General features: G+C 61.0%; 11 protein-coding genes. 2 read left to right on the top strand and 9 right to left on the bottom strand.

Annotation, left to right across the window (positions count from 1 at the left end):
* Window positions 1-415: 415 nt before the first annotated feature.
* The 3 genes from ACOJSJ_RS02185 to ACOJSJ_RS02175 all read right to left on the bottom strand — a co-directional run bounded on the left by ACOJSJ_RS02185 (window position 416) and on the right by ACOJSJ_RS02175 (window position 5,179).
* Window positions 416-1,426, bottom strand: coding sequence for an aldo/keto reductase (locus ACOJSJ_RS02185; RefSeq protein ID WP_420143350.1), 1,011 nt, complete (start codon window positions 1,424-1,426; stop codon window positions 416-418).
* 2 nt (window positions 1,427-1,428) lie between these two features.
* Window positions 1,429-2,598, bottom strand: coding sequence for a 4-hydroxybenzoate 3-monooxygenase (pobA, locus tag ACOJSJ_RS02180; protein ID WP_420143349.1), 1,170 nt, complete (start codon window positions 2,596-2,598; stop codon window positions 1,429-1,431).
* Window positions 2,599-2,779: 181 nt separating this feature from the next.
* The gene (locus ACOJSJ_RS02175) at window positions 2,780-5,179 is read right to left on the bottom strand and encodes a hypothetical protein (protein WP_420143348.1); all 2,400 of its coding nucleotides are present in this window, start codon (window positions 5,177-5,179) and stop codon (window positions 2,780-2,782) included.
* Window positions 5,180-5,420: 241 nt separating this feature from the next.
* Here ACOJSJ_RS02175 and ACOJSJ_RS02170 point away from each other — a divergent pair, with 241 nt between their 5' ends.
* Both ACOJSJ_RS02170 and ACOJSJ_RS02165 read left to right on the top strand, forming a co-directional pair.
* Window positions 5,421-6,293 (top strand): helix-turn-helix domain-containing protein, encoded by an 873-nt coding sequence (locus ACOJSJ_RS02170; protein WP_420143347.1) that lies wholly within the window; start codon window positions 5,421-5,423, stop codon window positions 6,291-6,293.
* 55 nt (window positions 6,294-6,348) lie between these two features.
* Window positions 6,349-6,576 carry a hypothetical protein gene (locus tag ACOJSJ_RS02165; RefSeq protein WP_420143346.1) on the top strand — a complete coding sequence of 76 codons (228 nt, stop codon included), beginning with the start codon at window positions 6,349-6,351 and terminating at the stop codon, window positions 6,574-6,576.
* Window positions 6,577-6,645: 69 nt separating this feature from the next.
* On the opposite strand, the gene ACOJSJ_RS02160 is transcribed toward ACOJSJ_RS02165, so the two are convergent.
* From ACOJSJ_RS02160 to ACOJSJ_RS02135, 6 genes are all read right to left on the bottom strand, one after another.
* Window positions 6,646-7,584 carry a Gfo/Idh/MocA family oxidoreductase gene (locus tag ACOJSJ_RS02160; protein ID WP_420143345.1) on the bottom strand — a complete coding sequence of 313 codons (939 nt, stop codon included), beginning with the start codon at window positions 7,582-7,584 and terminating at the stop codon, window positions 6,646-6,648.
* Window positions 7,585-7,715: 131 nt separating this feature from the next.
* A complete protein-coding gene (locus ACOJSJ_RS02155) occupies window positions 7,716-8,609 on the bottom strand; it encodes a class III extradiol dioxygenase subunit beta (protein WP_420143344.1) in 894 nt (297 codons plus the stop codon).
* On the bottom strand, window positions 8,609-9,031 hold the full coding sequence (gene ligA / locus ACOJSJ_RS02150; protein ID WP_420143343.1) for a protocatechuate 4,5-dioxygenase subunit alpha: 423 nt from the start codon (window positions 9,029-9,031) through the stop codon (window positions 8,609-8,611). The genes ACOJSJ_RS02155 and ligA overlap by 1 nt, the downstream gene beginning before the upstream one ends.
* Window positions 9,028-10,053 carry an amidohydrolase family protein gene (locus ACOJSJ_RS02145; protein WP_420143342.1) on the bottom strand — a complete coding sequence of 342 codons (1,026 nt, stop codon included), beginning with the start codon at window positions 10,051-10,053 and terminating at the stop codon, window positions 9,028-9,030. The genes ligA and ACOJSJ_RS02145 overlap by 4 nt, the downstream gene beginning before the upstream one ends.
* Before the next feature lie 87 nt (window positions 10,054-10,140).
* A complete protein-coding gene (locus tag ACOJSJ_RS02140) occupies window positions 10,141-10,983 on the bottom strand; it encodes a DUF1932 domain-containing protein (protein WP_420143341.1) in 843 nt (280 codons plus the stop codon).
* A gap of 113 nt (window positions 10,984-11,096) precedes the next feature.
* Window positions 11,097-11,507 (bottom strand): LysR substrate-binding domain-containing protein (locus tag ACOJSJ_RS02135; protein ID WP_420143340.1); only part of this gene is annotated, 411 nt, incomplete at its 5' end.

Below are 11,507 nucleotides of genomic sequence, written 5' to 3'. Positions count from 1 at the left end.
AGCCACCACAACACCGAGCCGCCGCCCACATGTCCCTTCATCTAACCGACAATGTCAAAGAACCGACAAATAAACCGGGACAGCCTTCCCGCCTCGAAACTTCTTCCGAGGGAGGTCCATCCCGTCTATGTTGGCGACCGTCCAGTCTGGCGCCTCAGCAGCGCCGCCCCGTCCGGTGAAAAGCCCTCTAGGCGGACCCCACGATTCGGTCAACAACCTTTTTGAACTTTCCATTGCAATGGTAGAGAATGCCAGGCGCAGAACGGCGAAAAGTCCAGCTTTTCCGGCGTTTTCAATGCCATAAAAAAAACACATACGGATCGCTTGCGGATGGATCGAACCGACCCGTCAGCCGCTCGTTTTCCATTTTTCGCGAATCAACCGACTGAATTGGCTGGAGAATCGGCAATCCGATTCACGCCAGCGATTCTCCGGCCCAGATTTCGGTGTCGACCTGCGCCTGTGCATCACGCGGATAGCGTGGGCCGGAAGCTGCATGGACGCAGAACAGCCTATCGACCGCCGCCAGCAGATCGTCCGGCCATATATGAGAGAGGGTCGCCATATCTTCGTCGAGATGAGCGATGCTTGTCGTACCGGGAATCGGCACGACATGATTGCCCTTTGCCAATGCCCAGCCAAGACAGAGCTGCGCTGGCGTACGCCCAGCGTCTTCAGCCAGCGATCTGAACTTTTCCACCAGACGCAGGTTGGCTTCCAGATGCGGGGATTGGAAACGCGGCATCGCGCCACGAATATCGCCCGGCAGAAGGGTGACCGCGTTGGGATTGCCAGCGAGCAACCCGCGACCAAGCGGAGAGAAGGCCACGAACGCTGCCCCCAGTTCGGCGCAGGCATCCAGCACCGCGATTTCCGGATTGCGGACCCAGGGCGAATATTCGGTCTGCATCGCCGCGATGGGATGGACGGCATGGGCGCGCCGCATGGTCGCAGCCGACATTTCAGACAGACCGATCGCCCCGATCTTCCCGGCCTCCACGGCCCGCGCCAGTGCACCGACCGATTCTTCGATCGGCACCTTCGCATCGACACGGTGGAGATAATAAAGATCGATATGATCGACCCGCAGGCGCCGCAGCGAATCTTCCAGCACCCGCGTGATTGCGCCGGGCGACCCATCCAGTCCGCGCTTCCCGTCTATTTCCGCCAGCACGCATTTGCTGGCGAGCGTAAATTCCCGACGCCGGTGCATCAGCGTGCGCCCCAGCAACTCCTCGTTCGCGCCAAAGCCATAAAGCGCCGCCGTATCGAACAACGTCACGCCCGCATCGAGCGCGTGGCACAACAGTCGCCCCGCATCCGCCATGTCGGGCCGCGGCAGATAGGCGTGGGACAGGTTCATACAGCCCAGACCAATGGCAGAGACGGTGAACGGGCCGATTGTGCGAGTGGGCAGGCTGTTCATATCTAAAGCGGCAATCCTACATAATTCTCCGCGATCGTGGTCTGCGCCGCGACCGATGAGGCGATATAATCGAGATCGGCCACCTGCATCCGGCGGTCGAACGCATCACCATCCGGGAAGCGATGCATCAATTTCGTCAATTGCCATGAAAAGCGTTCGGATTTCCAGACGCGCGCCAGCGCCTTGTCGGAATAACCGGCTATCGCTTCCCGATCATTCCGGTGGAAATAGCCGATGATCGCTTCCGACAGATAATGCACGTCCGACATGGCAAGGTTCAGCCCCTTGGCTCCGGTGGGCGGCACGATATGTGCGCTGTCGCCCGCCAGCATCAGGCGACCGTGACGCATCGGTTCGAAAACGAAGGATCGCAGCGGCGCGATCGATTTTTCCAGCGCAGGGCCACGCGTCATATGCGAAGCGGCTTCCGGGCCGAGGCGGATGGCCAGTTCATCCCATAGGCGATCGTCAGGCCAATCCTCGACCCGTTCGTCCAGCGGCACCTGAATATAATAGCGGCTGCGCGTTTCCGACCGCATCGATGCCAGTGCAAAGCCGCGATCGTGATTGGCGTAGATCAGTTCATGATTACATGGTGGCACATCGGCCAATATGCCCAGCCAGCCGAACGGATAGACCTTTTCATAAGCCGTCGCCACTGACGCTGGTATCATCTTGCGCGACGGGCCATGAAAACCGTCGCACCCGCACAGGAAATCGGCGTCGATGCGATGGATCGTGCCGTCCTTTTCATAGGTCAGATAGGGGGCATTGCCGTCCACATCATGCAATGCCACATTCGCGGCCTGATAGATGATCTCCAGCCCTCTATCGATCGCCGCATCCATCAGATCGCGGGTCACCTCCGTCTGTCCATAGACCATGACCTGTCGTCCGGTCAGCGCGCCGATGTCGATGCGGATCAACCGTTCGCCATCGGCGAGATGAAAGCCATCATGCGGCAATCCCTGCGCATGCATGCGCGCGCCGAGCCCCAGACGATCCATCAGATCGGTCGTCGTGCGCTCCAGCACGCCCGCCCTGATACGGCCCAATATATAATCCGCCGATGCCCGTTCCACGATGACGGCGTCTATGCCCTCGGCCCGCAGCAGATGCCCCAACATCAATCCCGCCGGTCCGGCCCCAATAATGGCGACTTGCGTCCGCATGATCATCCTCTCTCTACTGTTGAGAGCGATGATGCGCCGCCGCTGCGAAAGGCGACATGGCAGGATCAGCCAGTCATTTGGACGATCCAACCGACCTGAGCAAATCCATGCCGATTGCAGACAGGAAATTCCGGCATCACAGGTTCACCGGCGCGGCAGAGCCGATGGACTATCCGCCTTGTTACGTCGCTGGCAATTCCACGATGCTGCCCGGCGCATCGCGCAGTCGTAAGTAGAGTTTTCCATCCTGCGGCGCGGGCGTGTTGAGCGACGATCCGGTATAGCCGTGCGCGACCTGCGCGACCTTATCCAGCGTCGGCGTAGCCCCGACGGCGTCGATCAGGAACAGATCGCGCCCCTTGATGGTGCAGCTTTCCGCGCCGTTTTCGCAGGCTATCGCCTCGATCTGGGGCAGGCGCGCCAGCGTGACCAGCGGTTGCCAGTCGCTCGCTTCATTGCCGCGCAGCAGACGAAAACGCAGCGGGCCGAACAATGCCGACGCCAGCGTCTTCGGGTCCAGTGTGGCCACCATGACCTTGCCGCTTTCCAGCCGCAGGCCATTGGCGGTCGTCAGACGCGTCGCCGCGCCATCATCCATCGGCGCGATCTCGATCGCGTCGGTCGGCGTCAATTTCGTGTTCGCGCCAGCCTCGATGGAAAAGACCAGCCGTCCGCTGTCGGGCAACAGATCGTCGCCATTAAGCACCAGCGCCTTGCCGTCAGCGGGCGGTGCGCCGACGCTGATATTCTTGCTGAGCAACGCGACCTGCGGCCTTGCCGCCACAACGGTCACATTCATGTTGACGATACGACCGTCGCGCAACTTGACCCGCGCAGCCATTTCGCTGCCTGCTTCGGGCGCCACGGCATCGCCCGCCGCCGCCAGTCGCAGCCGGTCGGCAGATCCTTCGCGGGTCAATCCATCGGGGCGGAACGACAGTTCGCCGGCCTCAACGCTTTCCACCTGATCCAGCCGCTGGCCGGACAATATCGCCGCCCTGTCGCCCGCATGCAGCAGCAACCTGTCGATCCGGCTCGCCTGAGCGTAGCTGCGCATGGCGATGACGGAGGGTTGCGCCACACCCTGATATTTCACCTCTATGCTGAGCGCCCCCGGCTTGCGATCGGTCAGCGGCACCGTCAGCGCCAGCGCGTCGCGGCCCTGCACCTTCCATTCCAGCGGCCGGGGGGCGCCATCGCCTTGCCGAACCATCACGCTTTCGACGCAGGATGGCGCGCTGCCTTTCAGCATCAGACCATTGTCGCGGCCGACGACCAGCGAAGCGGCGTCCCCCTCAACCGTCCACTTGCCGCCATCCGGCATTTGCAGGGCGAAATCCGGCCCTTCAAACCGGTCGAAGCCCCAATGACCGTAGAGATGCCCTTCCACCGTCCCCTTGAAGGCCGGAGGCAGATCTGCGCCGGTCAGGACATATCCACCCCGGTCGGCCCGTGCCTCCAGCGGCAGTTCGACGGTTTCGCCGGACGCGGCCTTCAGGCTCAATGTCACGTCGCGCGCATAGTTTGTGGAAAAGATGAGCGGCGCACCTTCCACCGGCAGGACCGTACCCGCTCTAGCCGCACAGATCGGCGCATCACCATTGCGACGCAGCCGTGGCGGGCTGTTCGCTTCGATGGAGGGCATGGCGACGACCATGACCGATTTGGGTTTCTGAAAAGACGGGGCTGCGTTCAGCAACAAGGATATGCCATCATTCTTGCGCACGCTGATGGTCGGCAGATAATCGAACTGCGGGCTGCTGAATGCCCCGAAAATCTTCGCGACGTCGCGCACCACGCCGATATAGGGGCTGTAATAGCCATAGCCGCCCTCCCGCGTTGCGCTCAGTTGCAGCGCCAGATCGGTGGGGGCGCCGGTCAGCGTTTCGGCGATCGAACTGCTATGCACGTCGGCCAGCACCAGCGATTCACGGTTGTCGAGCAGGCATGACGCCTGCATTTCGACAACCTTCGACAGGCAATCCTCGTTCAGTTTCATCGATAGGCTGCGGGCCAGCGTGGGCGCGACGCTGCGCAGATATTCGGGATGACTGTTTTCCTGCGCCCTGATCGCCGCCATGAACGCGTCCAGCCGCGACCGGTCGAGCGAGGCCTGATTGAGATCCTGCGTCGCCCGCACGAATTCGCCGGGCTTGCCACGCACCACATCGGACAGCACGCCTTCGGCGCCACCCGTGTCGGGCACCAGGAACAACACCATCTGACGCGCGCCCTTCGGCACGGTCAGCACCAGCGCCTTTTTCTTATCCTTCTTTTTCCAGGTTTCGGCGAACTGCACCCAATCCTTTGGCGGCGGATTGGTCGCACCGCGCAGGAAGGCGGATACCAGGATGAAGCGCGCGCCCTGATCTTCCGGCAGGTCCGCCTCAATCGAAAGCCGATCCCCCTCTGCCAGACTGGGCACCTGTGCGATTGGCAGGCTCTGTTGCCCCCGCATGACGAGTATATCGAGCGCGGGGCCGGGCAATTCGAAGGGCGCGGGGTCGGCGGCATGGAGTGAAGCAGGCGCCAGAGCGGACAGAACCCATGTAGCCGCCAAATAGCCGATGCCACGCTTCATATGATCAGCCTGAAAAATCATCATCCATCCGCTTAATTTCGTCGCCGGCGTTCCTGTAGACCATTATGAAGTCGGCCGAAACCGCCAAAGCCATCTTCGTCATAATGACCGATGGATTGGATATATCCTGTCAGATCGTTCATATTTGTTCATGTCGTCGCGAAACCGGTCGAGTCATTGATCCGGATGGCCCAGCATGTTGCACCCGAGATCAAACCGGACCATATGTGGACGATCCATCATGTCCATCGCCCCCGTTCCCAGCTTTTATCTTTATGGCGAACCGCAACGCAGCGTGGCGGAAGGCTTTGTTCATGTGGAAAGTCTGGATGATCGCTCCCGCCCCAGCGAATGGACGATCCGCCCGCACATGCACCGCGACCTCCATCATATCATTCTGATCGCGCAGGGCGGTGGCAGCATGCAGGCGGAAGCTGCGCGGGTCAGCTTCGATGCGCCCTGCCTGCTGCTGATCCCGGCGGGCATCGTGCATGGCTTTAGCTGGCACAGCGAATCCAGCGGTCATGTCACCACCATCGCGGACGCCTATCTGCATCACCTGACCGCGCGCGACCCCGACCTTGCCCCTCTCTTCGCAAGAGCGCATGTCGCCAGCCTTTCTGGGGATGAGGGCGACATGGCTCGAACCGTCATCACCCGCATGGCACAGGAACTGGGCTGGGTCGGCCCCGGCCAGCGCGCCGCCATCGAAGCCTCCCTCCTCACCCTGATGGTGATGGCGCTACGCCATATGTCGCTGGCGCAGTCTGCGCAGCCCGGCACGGCCCGTCAGGCCGCACTGGTCGCGCGATTGCGCGCGCGGATCGAACAGCGTTTTCGCCACCGTGAGCCGGTAACCGTCCATGCAAAGGCGCTCGGCACCAGCCTGACCGCGTTGCGCCTCGCCTGTGCGCATGTCGCGGCTACATCCCCTGCGCAGATGCTGGATGATCGCGCCCTGCTGGAAGCGCGACGTCTGCTGCTCTATTCGCAATTGTCGGTCGCGCAGATCGCCTATGCGGTCGGGTTCGAAGATCCTGCCTATTTTTCGCGCTTTTTCACCCGCCATGTCGGCCGTTCGCCCAGCGCCTATCGAATGGAGCCGGAGGACTGAGGGCGTCGTCGACACTTTGGTTGACCGGACCGGTCCCCGCTCTACATGTCGCGACATGACGACGGACCGGATCATCGACATGCTGGTCGCACGCCTGTTGCGCGATCACGGCAAGAGCAAGCATCACTGGCGCAAGGCGATTGGTCCGTTGCGCCTCTACAGCCCGGCCACGCACCCGCATTGCAACTGGAGCGCCACCCCAACCGGCAGCGTGCATGATGTGTCGCTGATCGAAAATCTGCTCGACGACCTGCGCATGGCGCATCCGTTGCTGACCGCCTGATAACAGCGAAGGGCGCGATGGATATGTCCATCACGCCCTTCCCTGCACCACGCCAATCAGGAAGGCCGGTCAGCCGAGCTGCATTTCCAGTTCACCCAATACGCGATAGCAATCGAACACCTGGGAAACGCTGCTGTTGGGTTCGCGACCTTCGCGAATCGCGCTGATGAATTCGCGATCCTGTAGTTCAATGCCATTGCTGGAAATGGCGACACCGGCCAGATCGATCGGTTCTTCCTTCCCGTTCACCAGATCGTCGTAACGCGCGATATAGGTGGCGCTATCGCCGATATAGCGGAAGAAGGTGCCGAGCGGCCCATCATTGTTGAAAGACAGCGACAGGCTGCAGATGGCGTCCGTCTCACTCTTGAGCTGGATCGACATGTCCATGGCGATGCCCAGTTCGGGATGAATCGGCCCCTGCATGGCATGGGCGGACACGATCTTCCCGGCCTGATAGGCGAACAGATCGACCGTATGCGCGGCATGATGCCACAGCAGATGATCGGTCCAGCTGCGCGGCTCACCCTTCGCGTTGATATTTTTGCGGCGGAAGAAATAGGTCTGCACATCCATTTGCTGGATGTTGAATTCACCCGCCTTGATCCGGTTGTGGACGAACTGGTGCGATGGGTTGAAACGGCGCGTATGACCGACCATGCAGGTCAGGCCGGTTTCCTTCTGCTTGGCGAGCACGGCCTGACTGTCGGCCCAGCTGTCGGCCAATGGGATTTCCACCTCGACATGTTTGCCCGCATCCATGCAGGCGATCGCCTGCGCCGCATGCATTTGCGTGGGCGTGCACAAAATCACCGCATCCACGTCATCTCGCGCCAGCGTTTCGTTCAGATCGGTGGTCACATGGCCGATGCCATATTTTTCCGCGACCTTCTCCGTCGCGTCCAGTTCGCGACCGATGATCGACGTGACGGTCACGCCGTCGATATTCTTCAGGCCATCCAGATGCTTTTCACCAAAGGCACCGGCACCCGCGAGCGCAATACGCATAGTTTCACTCCCTCTCCCCCTTTGCAGGGAAGAGAGCCGGGGAGAGGGGCTGTCTCTCCGTCCGGCCCGTAATCGCAGTTGAAGGACAGCCCCTCTTCCGCCCCTTCGCCGGCAAGCGAAGGGGAAAATCCTCATTCGGCCGCCACGGCTCCAAAATCGCTGCCGGTCATGTCCAGTCCTTCGCCATTGTCGGGGCGCAGCACCAGATGGCCGATGGCGGTATTGGAACAGGGCACATGATAATGGCGGTGCAGCGCGCGCGTATTGTGGCCCATCGCCCCGCGCATGATCAGCCACATTACCATTTCGATGCCTTCGCTGCCCGTTTCGCGCAGATATTCGATATGCGGAATATGGCGCAGATGGTCGCTGTCACCGATCAGCCCGTCCAGGAACATATTATCCCATTCCCGGTTGATCAGCCCCGCGCGCGGTCCTTGCAACTGGTGGCTCATGCCGCCGGTTCCCCAGATCTGGACGTTCAAATCTTCCGGAAAACTTTCGACCGCCCTGCGGATCGCTTCGCCCAGCGCCCAGCAGCGATTGCCCGACGGCGGCGGGTAGGTCACGACATTCACCGCCAGCGGCACCACCTTGCACGGCCAGGCATCGACGTCGCCGAACATCATGGAAAGCGGCACGGTCAGCCCATGATCGACATCCATCTCATTGATGATGGTCATGTCGAACTCGTCCAGTATCAGGCTCTGCGCCATGTGCCAGGCAAGGTCGGGATGACCGATGACGTCGGGCACCACACGCGGCCCCCATCCTTCATCGGCTGGCCTGTAACGTTCGCCACAGCCAATGGCGAAGGTCGGAATGATCTTCATATCGAATGCCGATGCATGGTCGTTATAGACCAGGATCACGACATCGGGCTTCTCCGCTTTCTCCCATGCACGGGTCCAGTCATAACCGGCAAAGATCGGCCCGAAATAGGCGTCGCGATCCTTCTTCTGGTCATGCGCCACGCCCAGCAGCGGCACATGGCTGGACGCAACGCCTGCAGTGATGCGCGCCATTATCTGTTCTCCTTCTTCGACCGCACGCCGTCGGGCGACCGGCCACCGGCGTTCATCATCGCCTGATAATCCTCGACGCTGGCGCCGGTCATCGTGCTGACCGCCTGTACGAAACTCAGGCCGTCGGTAGAAAAAATCTTCGACAGGAAATAGATGTTCCCGCCCAGGTCCAGCAGCCGGTTATAGTCGCGATCCAGCACCGCCTGCTTCTGTTCGACGGTCAGTGGCCATTGCGCCAGATAGGCTTTCTCGTCCGCCTTCCACATAATACGGTTTTCGGGCTTCATCAGGCTCATCGCGAACTGGTTCAGATGATAGCCGATCCGCGCCCGTGCTGCGGTGAATACCCGCGTGCCGGGAATATCCTCCATCTCCGCCAGATATTCATGAATATCCTGATGCCGGGGATCTTCGGTAATCACAGACCCCGATCCTTCAACTTCGCATCCAGCCGCGGAAAGACGCGACGGGCATTGCCTTCGAAAATCGCGGCGCGCGCATCGTCACTGATGTCCAGCGCATCGACATAGCGTTTGGTGTCGTCGAAATAGAAACCCGTGGTGGGATCGATTCCGCGTACCGCGCCGACCATTTCCGATCCGAACAAGATATTCTTGTTTTCGATCACATCGGCCAGCAGGTCGATGCCGGGCTGATGATAGACGCAGGTGTCGAAGAAGATATTGTTCATCAAATGGGTCGACAGGTCGGGCTTCTTGAGCATGTCGGCAAGGCCCCTGTAGCGCCCCCAATGATAGGGCACAGCGCCGCCGCCATGCGGAATGATGAAGCGCAGCGTCGGGAAATCCCTGAACAGGTCGCCTTCCAGCAACTGCATGAAGGCGATGGTGTCGGCAGCAATATAATAGCCGCCGGTCGCATGCATGGCCGGATTGCAGCTGCCCGACACATGGATCATCGCCGGGACGTCCAGTTCCACCATCTTTTCGTAGAAGGGATACCAGTAACGGTCGGTCAGCGGCGGATGCTGGAAATGGCCGCCGCCCGGATCGGGATTGAGATTGCAGCCGATGAAGCCCAGTTCCTTCACGCATCTTTCCAGTTCGGCGATGTTGTTCGTCATGTCGGCCTTGGGCGACTGGGGCAGCATGCACACGCCGACGAAGGTTTCGGGGAACATGTCCACCACCCGCGCGATCAGGTCGTTGCAGCGCATTGCCCATTCTTTCGCCATCGCTTCGTCCCCGACATGGGGCGCCATCGCCGAAGCGCGGGGGGAAAAGATCGTCAAGTCCGCGCCACGCTCCTTTATCAGGCGCAGCTGGTTTGCTTCGATCGTTTCGCGGATTTCGGCGTCGCTGATGTCGGGATAGGCCGGACAGGGCATGCCGGCCTTGAACGCGGCCTTCTGTTCTTCACGCCAGGCGTCATGGCCTTTGGGCAGGACGGTATAATGACCGTGGCAATCAATAATCAGGCTCATCCGCTCACTTCTCCAAACTTATCGCATGACGTCGACAACGGCCGACTTACCGGGTGTCGCCGCATGGCGACCGCCCGGACATTCATCTCATTCCCGCATGATCCGTCCGATCTTCGCACCCAGTCCATCGGGCGGCGACTTCATACCCAGCGCCCCGATCGTCCGTTGCCGCTCGACCGTGGCGCTCGTCATCGCGGCGCCAGTGCCAAGGCCCTCCAGCGTCCGGACGACTTCCTCCATTTCGGCAGCGCGGCGGGTGCCATGCACCAGCATCCGGTCAAGATTATAGTCCGCCCGCACAGCCCATGGCTTGGCCTTCTCGCTGGCATCCAGCGACGCCAGCACTTCATCCAGCACATTCGCCCGATTGGCGGCCAGCACGCATTCGGCTGTCAAAGCCTCGATCCCCTTCACCATCACGGAACGGATCATCTTGATCGCAGAGGCACGGCCGACATCGCTGCCGACCACGCGGATATTGGCAAAGCCCAGCGCGCGCAGCTGCGCCTCCGCCTCACCCGCCTTTGCGCCGCTCAACAATAGCGGAACGGACAGGCGCGCCGGATCGACGGGCGCCATCACGGCAATATCGACATAATGGCCACCAGCCGCCTCGACAGCCTGCGCTGCTGCCTGCTTGGTCTGCGGCGCGACGCTGTTCATGTCGCAGAAGATAGCCCCCGGCGCCAACAGCGCAGCCGCGTCCTGCGCCACGATCAGCGCCTGATCCGCCGTTACCAGCGACAGGACCAGCTTCGCGCCCGTCAGCGCGTCGGCCAGCCCGTTGCCACATCCGACATCCAGTCGTCGCATGACATCGCCCCGGCCCCGATCGCGATCATGGGCCACCGCCCGCGCGCGCCAGGCACCCGCTTCGGCAAATGTGCTGCCCGCCTCTCCAAATCCGATCAATGTGATGTCGGTTGTCATGACGGCGATCATGTGCCCGCATGCCGGACCGGACAAATCGGATCACTTATCCATCCATAAGTTCAGGCTAAATATCATTGTCATGGATAAAGGTGTGGGTATCGTAATTTCGATCAGTCGCGCGATACGTTCATCAGATCGTCGATAAATTCCCTCTGTACGATCGTCGGCCGCCAGGATGCCCGCGTCGTCACGCCAATCGATCGACTGGTCGGCGGATATGGCGTGTCGATCCGGCACAGCCAGCCCGCCTCCAGTTCCACCGCCACCTGATCAGGCGACAACAAAGTGAGAAAATCATTGTCGATCAGAATCTGGCGAATGGTCATGACCGATCCGGATTCGATCGGCACGACCGGCAGGTCGATGCCCTGCGCATCGAACAGCGCCTCCCAGCTTTCCCGCAATGGCGCACCTGCTGCGGCTACGATCCACGGATATTGCGCCAGTTCGGCCAGATCCGGCTTCGTCCCCGCCAGCGGATGTCCGGCGCGCGCGATCACCACCGGGCGATCCTCGAACAA

The organism is Sphingobium sp. (assembly GCF_048594625.1).
Lineage (GTDB): Bacteria > Pseudomonadota > Alphaproteobacteria > Sphingomonadales > Sphingomonadaceae > Sphingobium.
This window is presented reverse-complemented; position numbering and strand designations above follow the sequence as displayed.